General features: G+C 40.2%; 21 protein-coding genes and 1 pseudogene. 17 read left to right on the top strand and 5 right to left on the bottom strand.

Annotated elements, in window-relative coordinates; translation table 11 throughout:
• The first annotated feature begins 71 nt into the window (after window positions 1-71).
• Window positions 72-1178: an ATP-binding protein gene (locus V5M37_RS08350; RefSeq protein WP_423801556.1), complete on the top strand. Its 1107-nt coding sequence runs from the start codon at window positions 72-74 to the stop codon at window positions 1176-1178.
• A 56-nt stretch (window positions 1179-1234) separates the two neighbouring features.
• On the opposite strand, the gene V5M37_RS08355 is transcribed toward V5M37_RS08350, so the two are convergent.
• Window positions 1235-2020, bottom strand: coding sequence for a carbon-nitrogen family hydrolase (locus tag V5M37_RS08355; protein WP_423801557.1), 786 nt, complete (start codon window positions 2018-2020; stop codon window positions 1235-1237).
• Between the two features lie 114 nt (window positions 2021-2134).
• Here V5M37_RS08355 and V5M37_RS08360 point away from each other — a divergent pair, with 114 nt between their 5' ends.
• The 6 genes from V5M37_RS08360 (at window position 2135) to V5M37_RS08385 (ending at window position 7862) form a co-directional block, all read left to right on the top strand.
• Window positions 2135-3316, top strand: a complete 1182-nt coding sequence (locus tag V5M37_RS08360; RefSeq protein WP_423801558.1) for a pyridoxal phosphate-dependent aminotransferase — start codon at window positions 2135-2137, stop codon at window positions 3314-3316.
• 364 nt (window positions 3317-3680) lie between these two features.
• Window positions 3681-3941, top strand: coding sequence for an aspartyl-phosphate phosphatase Spo0E family protein (locus tag V5M37_RS08365; RefSeq protein WP_241113790.1), 261 nt, complete (start codon window positions 3681-3683; stop codon window positions 3939-3941).
• A 451-nt stretch (window positions 3942-4392) separates the two neighbouring features.
• On the top strand, window positions 4393-5217 hold the full coding sequence (locus V5M37_RS08370; protein ID WP_423801559.1) for an electron transfer flavoprotein subunit beta/FixA family protein: 825 nt from the start codon (window positions 4393-4395) through the stop codon (window positions 5215-5217).
• Between the two features lie 41 nt (window positions 5218-5258).
• The gene (locus V5M37_RS08375; RefSeq protein ID WP_423801560.1) at window positions 5259-6290 is read left to right on the top strand and encodes an electron transfer flavoprotein subunit alpha/FixB family protein; all 1032 of its coding nucleotides are present in this window, start codon (window positions 5259-5261) and stop codon (window positions 6288-6290) included.
• Window positions 6283-7578, top strand: a complete 1296-nt coding sequence (locus V5M37_RS08380; RefSeq protein ID WP_423801561.1) for an FAD-dependent oxidoreductase — start codon at window positions 6283-6285, stop codon at window positions 7576-7578. Before V5M37_RS08375 ends, V5M37_RS08380 begins: the two co-directional genes overlap by 8 nt.
• Complete coding sequence (locus V5M37_RS08385) at window positions 7578-7862, top strand: ferredoxin family protein (RefSeq protein WP_040204690.1); 285 nt, start codon at window positions 7578-7580, stop codon at window positions 7860-7862. The genes V5M37_RS08380 and V5M37_RS08385 overlap by 1 nt, the downstream gene beginning before the upstream one ends.
• A 125-nt stretch (window positions 7863-7987) precedes the next feature.
• On the opposite strand, the gene V5M37_RS08390 is transcribed toward V5M37_RS08385, so the two are convergent.
• A complete protein-coding gene (locus V5M37_RS08390) occupies window positions 7988-8335 on the bottom strand; it encodes a hypothetical protein (RefSeq protein WP_213140925.1) in 348 nt (115 codons plus the stop codon).
• 223 nt (window positions 8336-8558) lie between these two features.
• Between V5M37_RS08390 and V5M37_RS08395 the strand changes: the two genes are divergently transcribed.
• The 4 genes and pseudogenes from V5M37_RS08395 to V5M37_RS08410 form a co-directional block, all read left to right on the top strand.
• Window positions 8559-9086: a hemerythrin domain-containing protein gene (locus V5M37_RS08395; RefSeq protein WP_423801562.1), complete on the top strand. Its 528-nt coding sequence runs from the start codon at window positions 8559-8561 to the stop codon at window positions 9084-9086.
• 184 nt (window positions 9087-9270) lie between these two features.
• Window positions 9271-9711 (top strand): MarR family winged helix-turn-helix transcriptional regulator, encoded by a 441-nt coding sequence (locus V5M37_RS08400; RefSeq protein WP_423801563.1) that lies wholly within the window; start codon window positions 9271-9273, stop codon window positions 9709-9711.
• A 95-nt stretch (window positions 9712-9806) separates the two neighbouring features.
• Window positions 9807-11501 (top strand): M3 family oligoendopeptidase, encoded by a 1695-nt coding sequence (locus tag V5M37_RS08405; protein ID WP_423801564.1) that lies wholly within the window; start codon window positions 9807-9809, stop codon window positions 11499-11501.
• Between the two features lie 327 nt (window positions 11502-11828).
• A pseudogene (locus V5M37_RS08410) lies at window positions 11829-12018 on the top strand (transposase); the annotation flags it as partial.
• A 276-nt stretch (window positions 12019-12294) separates the two neighbouring features.
• On the opposite strand, the gene V5M37_RS08415 reads toward V5M37_RS08410, so the two are convergent.
• Window positions 12295-14448, bottom strand: coding sequence for an ATP-dependent Clp protease ATP-binding subunit (locus V5M37_RS08415; protein ID WP_423801565.1), 2154 nt, complete (start codon window positions 14446-14448; stop codon window positions 12295-12297).
• A gap of 203 nt (window positions 14449-14651) precedes the next feature.
• On the opposite strand from V5M37_RS08415, the gene V5M37_RS08420 reads away from it, so the two are divergent.
• Window positions 14652-15701 (top strand): GerAB/ArcD/ProY family transporter, encoded by a 1050-nt coding sequence (locus V5M37_RS08420; RefSeq protein WP_423801566.1) that lies wholly within the window; start codon window positions 14652-14654, stop codon window positions 15699-15701.
• A gap of 26 nt (window positions 15702-15727) precedes the next feature.
• Here the strand turns inward: V5M37_RS08420 and V5M37_RS08425 are convergent, their stop codons facing one another.
• Window positions 15728-16342, bottom strand: a complete 615-nt coding sequence (locus V5M37_RS08425) for a lysostaphin resistance A-like protein (protein WP_423801567.1) — start codon at window positions 16340-16342, stop codon at window positions 15728-15730.
• Between the two features lie 126 nt (window positions 16343-16468).
• Here V5M37_RS08425 and V5M37_RS08430 point away from each other — a divergent pair, with 126 nt between their 5' ends.
• Window positions 16469-16588, top strand: a complete 120-nt coding sequence (locus tag V5M37_RS08430; protein WP_241113792.1) for a DUF6254 family protein — start codon at window positions 16469-16471, stop codon at window positions 16586-16588.
• 58 nt (window positions 16589-16646) lie between these two features.
• On the opposite strand, the gene V5M37_RS08435 is transcribed toward V5M37_RS08430, so the two are convergent.
• The gene (locus V5M37_RS08435) at window positions 16647-16835 is read right to left on the bottom strand and encodes a YkvS family protein (RefSeq protein WP_423801568.1); all 189 of its coding nucleotides are present in this window, start codon (window positions 16833-16835) and stop codon (window positions 16647-16649) included.
• A 234-nt stretch (window positions 16836-17069) separates the two neighbouring features.
• Between V5M37_RS08435 and V5M37_RS08440 the strand changes: the two genes are divergently transcribed.
• The 4 genes from V5M37_RS08440 (at window position 17070) to V5M37_RS08455 (ending at window position 20745) form a co-directional block, all read left to right on the top strand.
• Window positions 17070-17264, top strand: coding sequence for a hypothetical protein (locus V5M37_RS08440; RefSeq protein WP_213140920.1), 195 nt, complete (start codon window positions 17070-17072; stop codon window positions 17262-17264).
• 117 nt (window positions 17265-17381) lie between these two features.
• Window positions 17382-18332, top strand: coding sequence for an AAA family ATPase (locus V5M37_RS08445; protein ID WP_423801569.1), 951 nt, complete (start codon window positions 17382-17384; stop codon window positions 18330-18332).
• Window positions 18329-19525 carry a DUF58 domain-containing protein gene (locus V5M37_RS08450; RefSeq protein WP_423801570.1) on the top strand — a complete coding sequence of 399 codons (1197 nt, stop codon included), beginning with the start codon at window positions 18329-18331 and terminating at the stop codon, window positions 19523-19525. The genes V5M37_RS08445 and V5M37_RS08450 overlap by 4 nt, the downstream gene beginning before the upstream one ends.
• Window positions 19522-20745: a hypothetical protein gene (locus V5M37_RS08455; protein ID WP_423801571.1), complete on the top strand. Its 1224-nt coding sequence runs from the start codon at window positions 19522-19524 to the stop codon at window positions 20743-20745. Before V5M37_RS08450 ends, V5M37_RS08455 begins: the two co-directional genes overlap by 4 nt.

Genomic DNA, 20745 nt, shown 5'->3' on the forward strand with positions numbered 1-20745 from the left:
TCCAAGTTTTATATAGAATATATCTTTTTAAATTAACGCTGAACTTTGGTTGATAGCGGGGTGGCCGTTTATTGGAAATCAAATTGGAACAGGATGGTACGTTACCAAGTAAGCCTGATGTAGTGTTTTCAAAAAATGCAAAATTGCAAGAGCACGAACGAAGATATGAACGCATTTTTGAAGATTCCATTGATGGACTCATCCTTTGGGATTACCAATATCGCATAGTGGATGTAAATTTTACAGCAGAAAAGCTATTTGGTCTTCCAAAGGAAAAATTAATAGGTAGACTGTTATATGAGCCATTTAGCAACCTTGAAAAACAAACGCTAGAAATAAAGAAACATATAAAGCAGGTAATTGAAAAGGGTTATTATACATCCATTATTGTTTTTGAGATGATTTCCGGCAAAAATAGGCATATCGAAATCAGTTCAAAATTAGACATTATGACGGACTTGAATTTTACCGCCTTAAAGGATATTACTGAAAAGATGGATATGCAGGAACAGCTTAGGAAATCAGAAACGTTAAAGGTTATAGGCGAGCTTGCGGCCGGAATTGCCCACGAAATCAGAAATCCGATGACCGCTTTAAAAGGCTTTATCCAGCTGCTTGAAGGTAGCATTAAACGAGAACATTCCATGTACTATGAAGTAATTACTAGTGAGCTAGACCGCATTGATACCATCATTAACGAATTTTTACTATTGGCTAAACCCCAGGAAATCCGTTTTCAGGAGAAGAATCTGAATCAAATAATGAGGGAAACCCTAGACATTTTACATGCCCAGGCTGTATTACATAATGTTCAATTCTCAACAGGGTTTGATGAAAAGCTTTCTCCGATTTTTTGTGAACCCAATCAGTTGAAAAAGGTTTTTATTAATTTAATCAAAAATGCAATCGAAGTCATGCCAGACGGCGGAACAATTACGGTTACGATAGAGGCCTTTGAGAATAATCAGGCTCTTATTTCAATCCAGGATGAAGGGATAGGAATATCCAAAGAGAAATTACAAAGGCTGGGGGAAGCCTTTTTCACAACCAAAGAAAGAGGCACAGGACTTGGATTAGTGGTCAGCTATAAAATCATTGAGGAGCATAAAGGCTCAATACGGATTGAAAGCGAAGTAGGAAAAGGGACTACATTCTTTATTACCCTGCCGCTGCATTAAAACTTAAAAAGTATGATAAAGAGGCTGACTTGCAGCCTCTTATTTGCTGTAAAGAATTATTTATAATAATCCGGTCTTCGGTCTTCGAAAATTGGAATCTGCTTACGGATTTCTCCGACAAGCTTTAAATCAATCTCTGCAGTTAAAATCTCCTCATCTGCGCCTGCTTCGGCGATAATCTCACCCCATGGATCAATGACGAGTGAATGTCCGGCAAATTGATTATTCGGATCGCTTCCGGAACGGTTACAGGCAATCACAAAGCATTGGTTTTCGATTGCTCTGGCAATTAATAGATTTCTCCAATGCGATAATCTTGGTGCAGGCCATTCTGCCACTACAAACAGCGCTTCCGATCCTTCAGATGTATGGGCACGAATCCATTCCGGGAAGCGGATATCATAGCAAATGACCCCGGCAAATGCATGATTATCAAGCTTAAACAAGCCTTTTTCACAACCCGCTTCCAAATAAAGGTGCTCATCCATCAGCTTGAATAAATGCAGTTTACTATATTCGGAACTAAGTTCCCCCTCACGGTTTATGATAAGAAGGGTATTTTTCACTCCCTTGTCATCCCGATTGGCAACAGAACCGCCGACAAAGTTAACATTGTACTTTTTAGCAGCATTTTTTAAAAATTCTATTGTTTGAAGCGCTCCTTTATCGGCGATTGTATCAAGGCGGGTCAAATCATAGCCTGTTGTCCACAGCTCGGGCAAGACAATGATATCCGGCTGATCGCTAGTAGCTGCTTCGATTAGTTTTTCTGCATTCTGATAGTTTTTCTCGGGATTGCCAAAGGCAATATCCATCTGCAAACAAGCAATCTTTAATTTCATTATTCTCTCTCCCTTATGAAATTTCGGAATTTTTCCTTTACAAGCTGTTATAAAAGTTATATCATTTGTGACTAGAATTTCAACCTTAAAATTTAGAAAATAGCAGGTGAGAACATGAAGAATTTTCCTCAATCGGAAATATTGAATAGTCTTCCAAAGCAATTTTTTGCATCACTCGTCAAAAAAGCTGGTGAGTACATAGAACGGGGATTTGATGTGATCAATTTAGGCCAGGGGAATCCTGACCAACCGACACCAGGGCATATCGTTGCTAAGCTTCAGGAGGCAGCGGCAAACCCTATAAATCATAAATATTCTCCATTTCAAGGATTTCCTTATTTAAAAAAAGCCGTTTCTGATTTTTATTCTCGGGAATATGGTGTAGAACTCAACCCCGAAAAGGAAGTCGCAATCCTTTTTGGAGGCAAAGCAGGTTTGGTGGAGATTCCACAATGTTTGTTAAACCCTGGGGATACCGTTTTGGTTCCAGATCCAGGATATCCTGACTATTGGTCTGGGGTCGCACTGGCTAAAGCCGAAATGGTCACCATGCCTTTGAAAGAAGAAAATCGTTTCCTTCCTGACTATAGCGAGCTAGGGACAGAGGATCTTGAGAAGGCAAAATTAATGTTCCTCAACTATCCTAATAATCCGACCGGGGCTGTGGCTGACCTAGAATTTTTCGAAGAGACTGTAAGGCTTGCAAATGACCATGATATTTGTATCGTACACGACTTCGCCTATGGAGGCATCGGTTTCGATGGTGTAAAACCACCAAGCTTCCTGCAGGCACAGGGTGCCAAAGATGTCGGTATTGAAATATACACACTCTCCAAAACTTATAATATGGCAGGCTGGCGCGTTGCTTTTGCAGTAGGAAATGAAAGTGTGATTTCTGCACTAGAGCTCATTCAGGATCACTTATATGTCAGTTTGTTTGGTGCCGTCCAGGAGGCAGCGGCTGAAGCGCTGACAGGCCCTCAGGACTGCGTAAAGGAATTAAATGAGATGTATGAGCAAAGACGAAATTGCCTCATTGACGGCCTCTGTTCGATAGGCTGGGACGTGACTGCTCCAAAGGGATCTTTCTTTGCCTGGCTAAAAGTGCCGACTGGTTTTTCTTCTGAGGAATTTTCCAACATTTTGTTGGAAAAGGCTCAAGTAGTAGCAGCGCCGGGAGTTGGTTTTGGTTCGTATGGTGAAGGATATGTCCGAATCGGCCTGCTGACCTCAGAAGAGCGCCTTGCAGAAGCAGTCAAACGGATCAGTGAGTTAGAGATATTTAAAAAAAGCTAAAAATATAAAGTTACAAAGCTGGCTAAGATTTTTTAGAGCCAGCTTTTTTATATTAGATTCAGGGACTTTTGTACTAAAAAAATATTTTAAAAAAATGTACAATCCTCCCACAACGTTGAATGCGCTTTCATTATTGACGCAAAGCGGTTTTCTTCAATAATCCCAATCCACAACTAACTATTTGGGAATTTATGTCGAAATTTCAGAAAAACAAGCAAATAAACTGTCGAAAATAGAAAGTTTTAGAATGTTTTGTCTACTTTTGCGAATGTATTTACATTTGAAGAAATTCTTGTCATAATTCATCAAGTAGTCTAATTTTTTAGCGAATTAAAGTAAGTGTGTAAGAGGTAGGAGGATAACATTGTACGAGTATAGTAATACCACTAGTCACAGTCCAAGCCATAGTCAAATGATTGAAGAGATAAAAGCAAAACGAGAACTTATGATAAAAAGTGCAAATACATTGGGATTTACAAGTGAACAAACCATTAAATACAGTCAAGAACTGGACGAGTTAATCAATGAGTATCACCGAATGATGGGACAAGCCTCCAAACCACCCGAAGAAATCAAATTCGCCTTAAAGCAAATGATCATGATTTGGCCCAAAGTATTAGTCTAACTAATTTGTAATTACCTAACTGTAAAATGCCCAGAAACCTCAAAATAAAGGCCTTCCGTTACATTTAATCATTGTAGCAGAAGGCCTATTCTTTTTAGTGCCTCCTTTAAAAAAATATTTTTCAGAGAGAAAAATATTTTCTACATGTATAGACAGTGCTGTGATTTTTATCATTGTCTATATCTCAATATTTCATATAGTTAAATTAGTACTATTTTCTATCTAACATACCCACACCATGATGAACTTCACCCGTGCTTGCTGCACATGCAGCAAATTTTCTCTTATATAAATTTTCCGGCTTTTTTCATTCAATTAAAGAAATCTATTAATTTTGGGTAATATGCTTAAATTGCGATTCATATATCGTTAATAAAAGCATTTTTAATAACCAACCAGTAAGTCAAACGCTTTCATCATTTTTAGCTTATTTGGAGGAGGGAAGTCCTACATGCACATTGTCGTATGTGTCAAACAAGTACCCGATACAAAAATCATCAAAATCAATCCGAAAACAAATACACTCGACCGCAGGAGTGCCCCGGCTATTTTGAACCCATATGATGCCCATGCGGTTCAAGAAGCTGTTAAAATCAAAGAAAAAACTGGCGGGACCATCTCGGTTTTATCAATGGGACCTCCGCAGGCAACTGCTGTCATTAAGAAAAGCGTTGAAATTGGCGCAGACCAAGGGTATTTAATATCGGATCGTGCTTTTGCCGGTGCCGATACACTTGCAACCAGTTACGCCTTATCAAAGGCGTTAGAAAGAATTGCCAAGGAACTCCCGATTGACATGATTATTTGTGGAAAGCATGCCATTGATGGAGATACCGGCCAGGTTGGCCCTGGTATCGCACGGAGATTGGATATTCCTCCTGTTACAAATGTGATTGAGGTAACAGAAGTGAATGAGCGTGAGAAAACGGTCTTAATTCAACGGAAATTAACCAACGGATACGAACTGGTTCAGTCGGAAATGCCTTGTCTATTAACAGTTGAAAAAGAAATCAATGATATCGAGTATTCACCAATGCCGAACATGATTAGTGCTGCAAGATATGAACCTATTATTTGGGCAGTGGATGATCTTGAAAATGTTGACCGCTCACAGCTTGGCCTAAAAGGGTCACCTACGGTTGTCGGCAAAATGTTTACACCTCCACGGCCTGAAGGCGGGAAAAAGCTAGATGGTTCCGCCGATGAGCAGGTAAGTCAGCTAATGGATATTCTGATGGAGAAAAAAGACCTGTTTACATTACAGTCAACTAAATAATGTTAATAAATTTTAGGGTATAGAGCAGGGAGGGGTCTTAAATGAATCTTGACGATTACCGTGGAGTCTGGGTATTCATTGAACAAAATGACGGCAAAATTGAAGATGTTTCACTAGAATTGCTGGGTGCCGGCAGGAAGCTGGCAGATAAGCTTGAGGTCCCATTAGGGGGATTCTTGCTGGGCAATCAAATAAGGCCATTAGCAAATCAGGTTATTTCTTATGGGGCTGACGAGGTCTACGTAATTGACCATCCAGTTTTGAAGGATTATCGTACAGAATCCTATATGAGCGGTGTTATGCTGCTAGCGCAAAAATATATGCCGGAAATTATTCTTTACGGTGCAACCCCCAACGGAAAGGACTTGGCAAGTGCTGTTGCAACTGATTTAGTTACAGGATTAACAGCAGATACGACGATGCTGGATGTGGACGTAGATAATAGATTGCTAGAAGCAAGCCGGCCGGCATTCGGCGGTAATATTATGGCAACGATTCTCTGTAAGAAGCATCGCCCGCAAATGGCAACAGTAAGACCTAAAGTAATGAAGGCACTTGAGCCGGATGCAGGAAGACAAGGAAAGATCATTGAAGAGAAAATAGCTCTGAACGAAGCGGAAATGCGTACAAAAGTACTACAAATTGTGAATGACGTAACAAAAAAAGCTAAATTAGCTGATGCCCATGTCATCGTATGCGGTGGCAAAGGAATGGGCGACCTGCAAAATTTCCAGCTAATCCATGAATTGGCGGAAACAATCGGCGCAAGCGTAGGCGGAACCCGCGATGTGGTTGAAGCAGGATGGCTGCCGCATGAGCAGCAGGTTGGACAGACAGGAGAAACGGTCACACCGAAAATTTATTTTGCCATTGGAGTATCCGGAGCGATTCAGCATGTGGTCGGTATGAAGAATTCTGAGTTTATAATTGCCATCAACAAAGACCCGAACGCCCCGATTTTTGACGTGGCAACGTACGGCATTGTAGGAGACGCAATGGAAATTATCCCTAAACTAATCGAGCAATTTAAAAAGCTTAAAGCTGAAAAGGGCGGTGAACTGAGCTATGCCTGAGAAATTTGACGTGATTGTGGTAGGGGCTGGCCCTGCAGGAACCTCTTGTGCTTACACTTGTGCTAAAAACGGTTTGAATGTGCTGCTGATTGAACGTGGAGAGTACCCAGGGGCAAAAAACGTTATGGGTGGAGTATTGTACCGCCAGCAAATGGAAGAATTGATTCCTGAATTTTGGAAAGAAGCGCCGCTTGAAAGACCAGTCATTGAACAGCGGTTCTGGATGATGGACAAAGAATCAGTTCTTTCGTTCGGATATAAAGGCCTTGAATGGGGTGTGGAGCCATATAATAACTTTACAGTTCTACGGGCCCAGTTTGACCAATGGTTCGCAAAGAAAGCTGTGGAGGCAGGAGCGCTTCTAATTACCGAAACAGTTGTCACGGAATGTATTGTCGAAAACGGCAAGGTAGTTGGCGTCCGCACTGACCGGCCGGATGGTGAGGTTTTTGCAGATGTAGTCGTCCTTGCTGACGGAGTTAACTCCCTGTTATCCAAACAGCTTGGGTTTCATAAGGAGTTCCGCCCGGACGAAGTGGCGCTGACAGTTATGGAAGTTGTTAATCTTCCAAAAGAAAAAATAAATGACCGCTTCAATTTGGAGGACAACCAAGGCTGCACAATTGAGATCTTTGGAGATTCCACAAAAGGAAATCTGGGTACGGCTTTCCTATATACCAACAAAGAGAGTTTGAATATCGGTGTGGGGACAACACTATCGAGTATGATAAAAGCAAAAATGAAGCCCTATGAGCTGCTGGATTACTTAAAGAATCATCCGATGGTCAAGCCGTTCATTGCCGGCGGCGAGTCTGCTGAATATCTTGCCCACCTCATTCCGGAAGGCGGCTACCGCTCAGTTCCTAAAGTGGCAGGTAACGGAGTTATTGTTGTTGGGGACGCTGCCCAGCTAGTTAACGCTATTCATCGTGAAGGTTCGAACATGGCGATGCATTCTGGCTTATTGGCTGCTGAGACTGTCATTGAGGCGCACCGCCACGGCAATTTCAGCGAATCAATGTTAAATAACTACCGCGAGGCCCTTTATAATAGCTTTATCATCAAAGATTTAGAGAAGTACAAAGATGCGGCCCATACATTCGAAAAATACCCGCAATATTTTAAAGAGTATGTTCCGATGATGAATCAGGCAGCTAGCAAATTCTTTACGGTTGATGGCACGCCAAAACGTGATAAACAAAAGCAAATTATTAAGAATATGACCTCACAAAGAGGAACGCTTCGCGTATTGCAAGATCTCTATCGTGCTTGGAAGGCGGTGAAATAATGTCAACGAAGAATATTGAGGAAAAACAGTATCTTCTCAGGTTTAAGTGTGACACAAAGTCCCATCTTACCGTTCTAGATCATGACGTATGCATGACCCAATGTCCTGATAAAATTTGTACAGTATTTTGCCCAGCCGAGGTATATAAGTGGGAAGGAACGCGGATGCAGGTAGGTTATGAAGGCTGTCACGAATGCGGAAGCTGCCGGATTGGCTGCCCTTACCAAAATATTAAATGGGAATATCCAAAAGGCGGACACGGGATTGTTTTCAGGTTAGCATAAAAAAAGGTGCTGTTTGCTATTGCAGGCAGCACCTTTTTTAGCTAATTGTAATTTACACTATATGTATATTTTTTCACAAGGGATTATAAAAAGAAGGTGAAGCTAGAAGGTAAGTACTTACAGGGTCAGCTTATTTTCTCTAAAAGGGCTGCCGAGGAAAGTTCATCTTTTTTGCAGGAGGCTGCAAGCGAGGAAGCAAGGGTTATGGCATGATCCATTTGTTCCATATTTTCTGAGCAATAATATGGCTTTTTCCAATTGAAGTCGCCGTCATTTGCGGCTGGATATATACTGACTTTCCAATGATAATAAATCCGTGGCTGAGGGAGCTGAACCCCTTCTACGGCTATTAGCCAATGTGTAGAATTGGATTCTGGAATATAGGCATCTGTATCCTTAAGCGAAACAAGATCATTTGCACCAATTGGTAAAAATGCCGTTTGATAAAAGTCATGATAATTTGGGGTTTTCAATATATTTACCTCCCTTTCATAATATCTAACTTTATTATATGAAACTATAAAGATTTTTTTGAGTGATAAATGTTATAATTTTTCAAAAAAATAAAACGTTTTCAAAAAGTTGTCAATAATATTATGAGGAAGTAGTAATTTGGGTATAGATGTGACGATTGTCACTACAAAATTGTAATGGCGCTTTTATACTGAAAGCAGAAGATTGAAAGAGGTGAATGTAATGAGCAGTTGTATGAGCGGTTTCGGCGGGATGCCGAGTGCTGAGCTAAAAAGTAAGGGATTAAGGCAATTGAAAGAAGAACATCCCCCATTAAGAAGCCAAATGGAAGGATTGTTCAGCCTAACCCAAAAAATTGATAAAGATATTGATATAGAAGTTAATTTCCAAGAGTTAATTATGAAGGTAAAAGAATTTCAGGCAGCGCTTGACCCGCATTCGGAAAGAGAAGAAGGTGTGCTGTTCCCAATGATGGGGACTTATATTGGGACAACTTCTGGACCAATAGCGGTAATGGAGTATGAGCATGACCAAGCAAAAGCACATATTAAATCCTTTCTTGAGCAGGAAACAGGCATGCCATCTTCACCTGATGAATTTAAAAAATTAGCTGGATACATCCAAAATGCTTACTTTATTTTAACGGAGCATTTTAACAAGGAAGAAAACGTCCTTTTTCCAATGGCCGAGCGAATGCTCTCTGATGAAGAAAAAGAAGAGTTATATCAAAGAATTCAAGAAATTAAGTAAAAAGGATGGGCATAGATTCCATCCTTTTTACTTTTTCTATCATATAAACATTCAGGATAAGAAGTGTGACTTTGCCGTTAATTGACAGAGGTTCGAAATTTTTTTATAATAATTTTGAAATCGAGATATTATGGGTGTTTTGCTTTTGAGGCAATTTCCCAATAAAGATAAAGGATGAGTTGTTATGGAAAAAGATTCAACAGCCGTTTCGCTAAAGCTATTTATTGTTCTCTCTAGAGCCTATAAAGCCATTAATGAACACGTTAATAAAGTGATCCAAGCAAGCGGTCTAAACCCAACTGAGTTTGCCGTATTAGAGCTACTTTACCACAAAGGCGACCAGCCGCTGCAACAAATTGGTGCAAAAATCCTGCTTGCGAGTGGAAGTATTACGTATGTTGTCGATAAGCTGGAACAAAAGGGATTATTGAGAAGGAGTGCCTGCCCGACAGATAGACGTGTCATTTTTGCACAAATAACAGATGAGGGGAAAAATTTGATTCAGGATATTTTTCCTGAACATGCCCAACAAATTGATAAGCTTATGTCAAGTTTATCTGATTCCGAAAAGCTGGAGGCAATTGACCTGTTAAAAAAATTAGGTCTGCCTGCAGGAAAATTTTAATACGGCTTTTAGTCGTATTTTTTTTGCAAAAAGGAATATTAATCAATAGTGTCGAAATGAATATAGCCAAAAAAAATGAAAAAGGGGGTTTTTTCATGGGCTTTGAACAGTATACATACATACGACCTAACTTAGACGAGGTTCGGGCAAAATTTAATGAAGCATTGGAGCGTTTCAAAAACGCTGACTCAGTGGAAAAGCAGAGCGGGGCCATGAATGAAATCAATCAACTGAGAAATGACTTGGGAACGATGTTCAATCTTTGTAATATTCGCCACACCATTGATACGAATGATGAATTTTATAAAAATGAGCAGGATTACATGGATGAAATCCAGCCTGAGGTGGAAGGGTTAATCACAGGATATTATCAGGCTTTGGTTGATTCCAAATTCCGCCCGCAATTGGAAAATAAATGGGGCGCTCAGCTTTTCGCCCTTGCTGAAAGTCAGCTAAAGACGTTTAAACCGGAAATTGTTCCTTTGCTGCAAAGGGAAAACCGATTATCGTCAGAATACACCAAGCTTGTTGCATCGGCGAAAATCGAATTTGAAGGGGAAGAGCGTACACTTGCGCAAATCGACCCGTTTATTGAATCGACAGACCGGGAGATGCGTAAACGCGCCAGCACGGCGAAATTTGGCTTCTTTGCAGAGCATGAAGCGGAGTTTGACCGGATTTATGATGAATTGGTAAAGGTGCGGACCGAGATTGCTCACGCCTTGGGTTATAAAAACTTTATCGAGCTTGGTTATAACCGCATGATGAGAACCGATTACAACGCCGAGATGGTGGCTAATTTCCGTCAGCAGGTAAAGGACTTTATTGTTCCAATTGCCTCTAAGCTAAAAGAGCGGCAACGGGAACGGCTTGGCCTCGATAAATTAAAATTCTATGATGAGGGCTTTGTGTTCGAGACCGGAAACGCTGTACCGAAGGGTAGTCCTGAATGGATCATTGAGAACGGACAAAGAATGTATCAGGATCTTTCAAAGGAAACCGGAGAATTTTTTACCTTTATGATGGAAAATAATCTGATGGACCTTGTTGCCAAGAAGGGGAAGGCAAGCGGGGGCTACTGCACATACATTGAAAATCATAAAGCGCCATTCATTTTCTCAAATTTCAATGGTACCTCTGGTGATATTGATGTCCTGACGCATGAGGCAGGCCATGCCTTCCAGGTTTATTCGAGCCGTCAGTTTGAAATACCTGAATATAACTGGCCAACCTATGAGGCATGTGAAATTCATTCGATGAGTATGGAATTTTTCACCTGGCCATGGATGGAGCTATTCTTTAAAGAAGACACTGATAAATATAAGTTTTCTCATCTTAGTGATGCGCTCTTATTCCTTCCATACGGAGTTTCCGTTGATGAATTCCAGCACTGGGTTTATGACACCCCAGAAGCCACGCCAACAGAGCGCAAGCAAAAATGGCGGGAAATTGAGAAAAAATATTTGCCGCATAAGAATTATGATGGCAATGAGTATCTGGAGAACGGCGGTTTCTGGCAGCGTCAGGGACATATTTATAATTCACCGTTCTATTATATTGACTATACGCTTGCGCAAATTTGCGCTTTCCAATTCTGGAAGCGGTCAAGGGAGAATCATCAAGAGGCATGGGCAGACTATGTCAAGCTTTGTAAGCTTGGCGGTTCTATGTCATTTACTAAACTCGTGGAAGCAGCCAATTTAATATCACCATTTAAAACCGGCTGTGTAGAATCTGTTGTTGGTGAAATCGAGAATTGGCTGAATTCGGTTGATGATAAAAATCTATAAAAAAAGCGAAGCCGCAGGGCTTCGCTCAGGCTGTCGAGAAACTATCGACAGCCTTTTATTTTATCCATTTTCTTTTATGATTCACCGCGTTAATTTGTTATAATATTATTAATATATTGCTTTTCAATAAGTCTGTTGATTGGCGTTCCAGGCACTTCGCTTTCCGCGGGCGTGACGGGGAGCCTCCTCGGCGCTACGCTTCTGCGGGGTCTCCCCTGCCCCGTACTCCCGCAGGAGTCTTCGTGCCTTCCGCGCCAATCAACAGGTGTATTCGATTAAGTCCCTCAACTCTAATAAAATCGTTTATCTAAATCAGGAAGAATGCTTTATAGATTTAGAAAGGAAAAAATTGAGCGAAGCTTCGCAGATTCAAAAGAGCTGCAATGGGCTTCGCAATTGCCGGTTACAGGGAGTGAATAATGTAAGAGAACAGGCTCTTCTTACTGCAGCCTGCCAAAATATGAAAAAGGTTGCAACGCACTTATCAAGGATGGAAAATGTGTGCAGCAATACTTAGGTTGATTTGCCTCCCTGTTGATTGGAGCGGAGGGCACTTGACTCCTGCGGGATATAGAGGTCACTGGAGTGGAGACCCCGCAGGCGCCAAAAGCGCCGAGGAGGCTCCAGGAGCTCCCCGCGGAAAGCGAGTGCCCGGAGCGGAAATCAACAGGCCCATTAGCAGGGATAAACATTAAAAGTTTGGTATTTTAGGTTTGGACAAAATAAAAAATTGCCGAGAAAAATACCCTTTCTCGACAATCTGAGCGAAGACGTAGGGCTTCGCTTTTTATTTTTAAACTGTCACCTTTTCAGTGACAACTTTGATTTGGCCATCTTCTAAAATAGCAGAAAGATGTTTAGCATCTGGCTGGTCTAAAATAAAATCAGTAATTTTATCCTCGAGCTGTTCCTGAATGGCACGTCTTAATGGACGAGCACCAAATGAAGGATGGTAGCCAAGTTCTGCTAATTTTCCTTTCGCTTCTACTGAAATGGTTAGTTCAATGTTCTGTTCTTTTAATGTTTCTTGCAACTCAGAAGCCATTAGGTCGACAATAGATAAGATATGCTCTTTATCCAGTGGTTTAAATTCAATGATGCTGTCAAAGCGGTTTAAAAATTCCGGCTTGAAGAAGCTGCCAAGAGAGTCAAGGATGCTAGCTTCTTCCACAGCATTGGATGTTCCAAAGCCAACGTGAATGTTTTTGTGGCCAACGCCGGCATTACTTGTCATGATAATTACGGTGTCCTTAAAGCTTACCACTCTTCCTTGGCTGTCAGTAAGACGTCCGTCCTCAAGTATTTGCAGGAACATATGCATGACGTCAGGATGGGCCTTTTCTATCTCATCCAAGAGAATAATGCTATATGGATTACGGCGGACTTTTTCGGTTAATTGACCAGCCTCCTCATGGCCGACATAACCTGGAGGAGAACCAATTAATTTTGATACGCTGTGTTTTTCCATGTATTCGCTCATATCAAGTCGAATCATCGAATCCTTCGTGCCAAATAATTCTTCTGCAAGAGTCTTAGATAATTCTGTTTTACCAACACCTGTTGGACCGACAAATAAGAAGGACCCGATCGGACGATTTTTTGCTTTTAAACCGGCACGGCTGCGGCGAACAGCTTTTGCGACCTTCTGAACGGCTTGTTCCTGGCCAATAACCTTTTTATTCAAATTCTCTTCCAGTGATTTCATTTTAAACTGCTCGTCTTCTTGAAGTTTACCGACCGGAATCCCAGTTTTTTCTTCAATAATTTTTTGGATATCGGAAACTGAAACAACTGGTCGCTCCGTTTTTGAGGCACTATTTAATGCCTTTTCAAGTTGTGTTTCTTCATCACGAAGCTTTGCTGCCAGTTCATAGTTTTCTTTTTTTAATGCTGTTTCCTTTTTAGCGGCAATTTCCTTAAGACGGGCCTCGATTTGTTCATTATTCCGATAATCTGTAGTTAGATTTAGTTTTGAACCTGATTCATCTAATAAATCTATCGCCTTATCAGGCAGGAAGCGGTCTTGAATATAGCGCTGCGATAAGGTCACACAAGCGTGGACGGCTTCGTCTGAATAATTGACCTCATGAAAGTCCTCATATTTTTTCTGAATCCCTTTAAGGATGGCAATGGCTGCATCTGTATCAGGCTCTTGAACCTGAATAGGCTGGAAGCGGCGTTCTAAGGCTGAATCTTTTTCAATTTGGCGGTATTCTTTTAATGTCGTAGCACCAATAACCTGAAGTTCACCGCGGGCAAGGGCCGGCTTTAAAATATTGCCGGCATCCATAGAGCCTTCAGCAGAGCCTGCACCAACAAGCAGATGGATTTCATCAATGAATAAAATGATGTTTTTCCGCTCCTGCAATTCAGCGATTAACTGCTTCATCCGCTCTTCAAATTGACCGCGGATCCCGGTATTGGCAACTAAAGAAGCTACATCCAATAAATAAACTTCTTTATTTTGCAGTTTGCCTGGTACATCGCCATCGGCAATCTTTAAGGCAAGACCTTCCGCAATTGCCGTTTTACCAACACCAGGTTCACCAATTAACACAGGATTGTTTTTATTTCTTCTGTTTAATACCTCAATGACTCGTTTAATCTCGTGATCACGGCCAATAACCGGGTCAATCAAGCCGGCTTTAGCCATTTGTGTGAGGTTACGGCCAAATTGATCGATAAAGCCGCCGCGGCCGTTTTTATTCTCAACTGCCGGACTAAATTGACCATTTGGAATGTGGCCTTGGGAAAAGTTTTTGCTAGCAAAAAGCTCTTCAAATGGAAAACCGTTGAATGGGTTCTTATTCATTCCAAAGCCTGCACCTAATGCATTTTTCTCCTTTGTATAGCATTCATGGCAAAGTTTCAAATCATGACGCTGCCCATTAACATTCATGTTTAATTGTACATTTGCTTGATTTTGATTACATTTTTGACAAAGCATGTAAACAACCTCCTTGTTATTAGCTTTTATCAATTTGACTTTGACTATATTTGACCTTATGACCATAGTATACTCTGACCTTTTTTGACTTTCAAGTCTTTCGCTTGGTGAAATTTTTTCCATGATAGGAAAATAAGCTTACGAGAAAAAGCTCGTCATTGTTTGTCCCTTTGGTCATATATTTGTGATAAGGGGGAGATGATGTGAAAAAAAGCTGGAATCAAGCTTTTCAAATAGCGGCAGTCTATGTGGGGACTGTTGTTGGAGCAGGATTCGCTACAGGAAAAGAAATCGTGGAATTTTTCTCACGGTTTGGTTTCTTTGGCTTTATAAGTATATTAATGAGCGGCTATCTTTTCGTTGTAATTGGTTCAAAACTGATGAGGATCGCTGCGCAAATTAATGCAAAATCGTACCAGGAATTTAATGATTATTTATTTGGAAAATGGGCTGGAGGCATCATCAATTTTTTTATGCTATTTATGCTGCTTGGGGTAAGTGCCGTTATGCTGGCAGGAGCAGGAGCTGTTTTTGAAGAACAGCTTGGATTGCCAAAAAATGCGGGGGTGTTTATCACCATTTTTTTATCCTATTTGGTGATGCTTGTAGGTACTAAGGGGCTTTTTGCTGTCAATACCTTTGTAGTTCCCTTAATGATTGGGTTTAGTTTGATTTTAATGCTTTTGTCTTTGCAAATGCCAAACTTTTTAGAGCAATTTTTGTATATTCCTCATGCTTCTGATGGGTGGAAAAGCGTTATTGCACCATTTTCGTATGCTGCCTTGAATCTTGGACTTGCTCAAGCGGTACTAGTGCCGATTGCATCAGAAGTGAAGGACGATTGGACGATCAAATGGGGGGGAATTCTTGGTGGTGTGGCTTTGACGGTAATATTAATTGCCAGCCACTTTACATTAATCATGCTCCCAAACCTGGAATTATATGAAATTCCGATGGCCGTTATTATGAGAAATTTAGCCCCGTTTTTCTATTGGATTTTTGTTCTTATCATTTATGGAGAAATTTTTACTTCAGTTATTGGGAATGTTTTTGGTCTCGACCGGCAGTTAAAGCAATATATGCCTGTACCGACGCTAGTTTCTGTAACGGCTATTTTTACAGTATCTTACTTAATTAGCTTGGTGAATTATGGAACACTTTTGTCCTACCTCTATCCGTTGTTCGGTTATATTTGCATGAGTTTTTTTATTCTCCTGTGGATGAAGCCATTTACACCCCCAGAAAGAAATTGAAAAGCAGCTGCTCAGGTCAGCTGCTTTTATGTTAGTGGCAGAAAAATGAACATCATCATGTCAAAAATGATATGAGAAACAATAACGAGGGGCATGCTTTTTTTCCAAAAGTATAAAAACCCCCAGACAAGACCAGAGACGAAGGCAGCGAACATTAGTAAAAAGGACCCCGAATAAATATGGACTGACCCATATAATATAGAGCTAGAAATAATGGCGACGTACGGTTTGAGGTATTTTAACAGTCTTTTTTGGACAAACCCTCTCCAGAACATTTCTTCGCCAGGTGCTGCCACTAAAATTAAGGCTAAATAGTGCCAGAATAACGAAGGGGCAAACCATCTGTACAAACGTCTTACATCTTTTTTAAAGCCTGAATTGGCCATCTCGAACAGCTGATAGCCAATCCAAAACAGCAAATATAATAGCAAACCGGAAATGACACCTAAAAATAAATACTTGATAAAAGTGGCCTCATCTTCCACGTCTCCCTGAAACGTGGAAAAGGCGATTAGTATTAGGATGGAACCGGAAAAAATGTACCAAAATATCGCCTTATCATGAAAAGAAAAAAAGAGTAGGGCATGGGCGATAATCAATCCGGTAATTAGACGTAAATCCAGGGTTCGTTTTAATTCCATAATAGGCTCCTTCGAAGATCATAACTCAATATGTAAAGGAAAAGATTTCAATATACATTTTATCCAATTACGCTGATAAGAATATCTTTAAATGAAAAAAATATAATCGAGAAAGGAGTGAAGAGAATGAGTAAATCACAAAGTCAAAAGGAACGTGAATGGACGGTCAGAAAGCAGGATCAAAATCCTCATGGCAAAGTTAAATCGTTTAAAGAACTTTCAAAGGAAACGGACCAAGGAAAATAAACGGTTTTCCGGTATAAAAAAGAAGAAAAGGCAGTGTGCATTCTGCCTTTTCAAATAATTAGTAAGCGGTTTCTTTAACAACCTTATAATTTTTATGATTAACAACTGTACGCTGATCTAATTCTAAATCACGATAATTATCCATATATGTTAAGTCAACTATTACAGAATTTTCATTCACCTTTTCAACAATCCCTTGTAGTCCGCCGCGAAATTCGATGATATTTCCTACCTCTGCTTTTTTCAAATTTCCTCTCTCCTTTATCTAGCAAACTTAAAAACTATTTAAATAACAGTTTGCACTATTTTTCCAAATTCGTAAAGGTGTTAATGTTACAATTTAGTTAATTTCTTATATGTTTTTGTAAAAAAATTCTGGAAATATAATTAGATTATGGTAACGTTTTCATATTTAGGGATGAAATTAGCTTTAAATTAGGTTTTTACGTTAAAATAAGGAAGTGGAAAGAGGTGCTGAAAAATGAGGGAAGAAACAGTTAACGATATCTTAAATCGTCTTATGAACGGAGAGCTTTCCGAATATTACGTTAACGTTGGGGAATTTATGGATTTCCGTCAGGTGCTGGTAAAAAGAAAAGATTTTAAACACTTCCGCGGCATTGCTCAGCGGAATGGAGATGTTCTCTACCAATATTTAAAAGAGCCGAGAAGTTAAAGGAACGAACCCATTTATAATAGGGTTCTTTTTTTACCAGTATGTTTGGAAAAGTGGAAAAATTTGATAAAATAAAAGGACTACATATATAGAAGAAACTTCCAGGGAGCTGAGGGAATGGCCTTAATAGAAAATATCCAATCATTAAAGCAGGAGATTAGTAAAGTAATTGTCGGAAAAGATTTGGAAGTAGAGTTGATGGCAATTTCTTTATTGTTTAATGGGCATATTTTACTTGAAAGTGTGCCAGGGACGGGGAAGACCATGCTTGCGAAAAGTTTTGCAGCAGCAATTGGCGGACACTTTTCTAGAATCCAGTTTACCTCCGATGTTCTTCCGAGTGATGTCACGGGAATCCAATTTTTTAATCCAAAGGTTCAGGAATTTGAGCTTCGCCCGGGGCCAATAATGGCTAACCTTGTCTTGGCAGATGAGATTAATCGAGCAACTCCGAGAACACAATCCAGTTTATTAGAGGTTATGGAAGAGCGACAGGTCACGATTGACGGTATTACTGTTCCGATTAATGAGCCGTTTATGGTCATCGCAACGCAAAACCCGGTAGAATCCCAGCAAGGGACTTTCCCGTTGCCTGTTGCGCAAATGGACCGTTTTTTTATGAAAATAAAGGTGGGTTATCCTACATTTGAAGAAGAAAAACAGATAATGCATAACGGCCAGGTAAATCCAGGGCAGAATCCAGTCAGTCCCGTTTTTTTTCTTTCTGATCTCGAGGAGTTAAAGAAGGAAGTAAACAAGGTTTACATGACAAACGATATTGAAGATTACCTGCTATCTATTATCAGAAGAACGAGGGAGCACAGCAGTATTGAACTCGGGGTCAGCCCGCGGGGAACATTGGCACTTATGAAAGCTTCTCAAGGGAAAGCTTTTTTAAACGGACGCACCTATGTAACGCCTGCTGATATAAAGTCAGTTGCTCCATTTGTAATCGGACATCGAATCATCCTATCAATCGAAGGGTCGCTAACCAAATCCCAAGAGGAGATTATTTTGGAAATTATCGATTCGGTTCCTGTTCCAGTAGAAGCGGGGGCAAACGGATGAACTGGAACAAATATTCAATAGAGGACCAGGTAATTCCTGGCCTTGTCGGTTTGGCCATTGTTATGATTATAATTGGACTCTATATCCAATCAAAATGGACTCTTTTTTTAGCCGGCTTTTTTCTGGCAATAATCATGTTTAATCGTTATTATTTGAAGAAAGTAGGGAACGGCCTTGTTTTAGAAGATAGAAATGAATTGAATCGCTTTTTTATTGGTGAGGAGGGTAACTGGGACATAGTGTTCAAAAACCATGGGTATCCAATCATTAAAGGGGAATTAAGAGTCTCCTTTGATTCCTATGTAGCTCCCAAAGGAAATGAACAAGAAGATGGGTTTTCTTTGTACGAGGTTAATGTCCCTTTTTCCATTTTTACTAATCAAACAAAACATGTGGAAATTCCATTTACGGCAATCAAAAGAGGCATTGCTCGGATTCGCAAAATCGAATACCGTCTCCCAAGTTTAATTGGGTTTGGGGAAATGGTGTTAGAGTCCAGATTTCTGTTAAAACAACAGGCTGTTGTTTATCCATCCACCTTACCGGTAAAAGGTTTAATGGAACAAAAGACAATCCGACAAGGACATAATGCCGTTCCCTTTTCTGTTTTTGAGGAGCGCCTCGGTCCGTTAGGAACTCGGGACTATGTTTCAACCGACAGCTTTAACCGAATTCATTGGAAAGCAAGTGCTAGAAAGCAAATTTTACAAACGAAACTTTATGAAAAAATTTCTGAAACGGGCTGCGTAATCGGCCTGAATATTTCTAATGGGCATTCCATTACCGGTGATCTTGAAACATACATAAGTGCGATTGCAGAATTTGCGTATTATGCCTATCAACAGCAATTCCCTTTTTCTTTATGTATCAACGTTCGAACAGCAGGGAGCACACCTTTTCTTTATTTGCCCAAAGGGGAGGGAAAAGAGCATTTACAAAAGGTTCTGGAAACCCTTTCCTCCGTCAGTTCACTTAATACAACTTTGCCCTATCATCAGCTTGTTTCATTCTATCAGCGCCATTTCGCAAGACAGCCCTTTTTTATTCATCTCGGAGTCAGGACTGAGGAAACAAATAGGCTGCTATTAAATGAAGCGCAAAAAGGTGTGAGATTAATGGAATTGACGTTAGCAGGGGAAGATTGCCTTTTTGGTGAGTTGGAAATTCAAAAAGAAAGAAGGCTGCCACTATGATGTATCGAATTGCAGCCGCGTCCTCACATTTTATATTAGAAATAATCATTGCTAATTTATTCCTGTTTTTATTTTTTATCGGTCAAAAAAGGTTTCCGCCTATTTTGCTGTTTTCTTCTTTAGGCTTTATCAGCATTATTTTATTTTTCATATTGCTAGAAAGGTTTGCAAATAAGGGGAAATGGCTTTTTTTAGTCATCATCTTGCCGGCCATCGTCATCATCGGTCATCTTAAGGGGCTGTCTCTTTTTTTCGCATCGGTAATAGGTTTGTTTGTTTTTTGGCGAGGAATTTCCATTTATGATGAAAGTTCAGGGCTTTCAAAAACCATATTGTTATTTTTTTCATTTACTCTTGGGATTATCGCCCTTGTGTATTCCGCAATGATTTCCTATCCATATCAAAATGCGATTATTTCTCAAATTATCCTTTTTATTGTCGTCATCATAACGGACGGTTTCTGTAGGAAGTGGTCTGCAGTTACCAATGACAAAGCGAAATTTGCCTTTTATTTTTTTAGAATAATGGCAAGTGTGACAGTGATTGGAATTGCCTTTATGTTCTTATTAAAATATATTCAGCTGATTTTCTCGAGTATTTTGCAAGGTATTGTTTTTCTATTTTCAGGCCTTGCAGTCCCTGTGATACGCTTTATCGAATTTGCTCTATCCTTATTTGGCAGCAGCGACTATAAACCTACCACAAAGGTTGGGGAAGGTACAAACGAGGGATTTGACTATCAGCCAAGATCCTTCGAAGTAACGGAAAATGTTTTATATTTTCTTGCTCTCTGCACTGTAGTTGGGTTTGTCATATATTTGCTTCGAAAGAAATCAAGACTGAAGGAATCAGGCAGTCATTTTCATCATTCCATGATTATTTCGGAAGGTGAGCCTGGCGGAGTATTCACCTCCATTTTTAAAAGAAAGGCAGTGCCGCCGGATGATTTTATTCGAAAGGAAATTTTTCGGCTGGAAAAATTTGCGCAGCGTTTGCGTTTAGGGCGAGCAGCAAACGAGACGCTTAAAGAGTGGCGGCAGAGGACTGGACTTCATTTGTCAAATGAAACCATTCAAATTTATGAAAGGGTACGCTATGGCGGAGATGAAGCTTCTATTGAGGATAAGAACTATGTTCAACAGGAAGCACAAACATTAAAATTGCAACTGAAGGAAATACGAAAAGAACAAAAAAAGCAGACATTTAAAACTAGTAGGTGA

The sequence above is a fragment of the Neobacillus sp. SAB-20_R2A genome, assembly GCF_049568635.1.
In the GTDB taxonomy this organism is placed as follows: domain Bacteria; phylum Bacillota; class Bacilli; order Bacillales; family Cytobacillaceae; genus Neobacillus; species Neobacillus citreus.

Bases quoted from the DNA above. Each gene is read 5' to 3' on its own strand.
- V5M37_RS08355 (WP_423801557.1), bottom strand. From the start codon at position 2,020: ATGAAATTAAAGATTGCTTGTTTGCAGATGGATATTGCCTTTGGCAAT.
- V5M37_RS08360 (WP_423801558.1), top strand. From the start codon at position 2,135: ATGAAGAATTTTCCTCAATCGGAAATATTGAATAGTCTTCCAAAGCAA.
- V5M37_RS08370 (WP_423801559.1), top strand. From the start codon at position 4,393: ATGCACATTGTCGTATGTGTCAAACAAGTACCCGATACAAAAATCATC.
- V5M37_RS08375 (WP_423801560.1), top strand. From the start codon at position 5,259: ATGAATCTTGACGATTACCGTGGAGTCTGGGTATTCATTGAACAAAAT.
- V5M37_RS08380 (WP_423801561.1), top strand. From the start codon at position 6,283: ATGCCTGAGAAATTTGACGTGATTGTGGTAGGGGCTGGCCCTGCAGGA.
- V5M37_RS08385 (WP_040204690.1), top strand. From the start codon at position 7,578: ATGTCAACGAAGAATATTGAGGAAAAACAGTATCTTCTCAGGTTTAAG.
- V5M37_RS08395 (WP_423801562.1), top strand. From the start codon at position 8,559: ATGAGCAGTTGTATGAGCGGTTTCGGCGGGATGCCGAGTGCTGAGCTA.
- V5M37_RS08400 (WP_423801563.1), top strand. From the start codon at position 9,271: ATGGAAAAAGATTCAACAGCCGTTTCGCTAAAGCTATTTATTGTTCTC.
- V5M37_RS08405 (WP_423801564.1), top strand. From the start codon at position 9,807: ATGGGCTTTGAACAGTATACATACATACGACCTAACTTAGACGAGGTT.
- V5M37_RS08415 (WP_423801565.1), bottom strand. From the start codon at position 14,448: ATGCTTTGTCAAAAATGTAATCAAAATCAAGCAAATGTACAATTAAAC.
- V5M37_RS08425 (WP_423801567.1), bottom strand. From the start codon at position 16,342: ATGGAATTAAAACGAACCCTGGATTTACGTCTAATTACCGGATTGATT.
- V5M37_RS08430 (WP_241113792.1), top strand. From the start codon at position 16,469: ATGAGTAAATCACAAAGTCAAAAGGAACGTGAATGGACGGTCAGAAAG.
- V5M37_RS08440 (WP_213140920.1), top strand. From the start codon at position 17,070: ATGAGGGAAGAAACAGTTAACGATATCTTAAATCGTCTTATGAACGGA.
- V5M37_RS08445 (WP_423801569.1), top strand. From the start codon at position 17,382: ATGGCCTTAATAGAAAATATCCAATCATTAAAGCAGGAGATTAGTAAA.
- V5M37_RS08450 (WP_423801570.1), top strand. From the start codon at position 18,329: ATGAACTGGAACAAATATTCAATAGAGGACCAGGTAATTCCTGGCCTT.
- V5M37_RS08455 (WP_423801571.1), top strand. From the start codon at position 19,522: ATGATGTATCGAATTGCAGCCGCGTCCTCACATTTTATATTAGAAATA.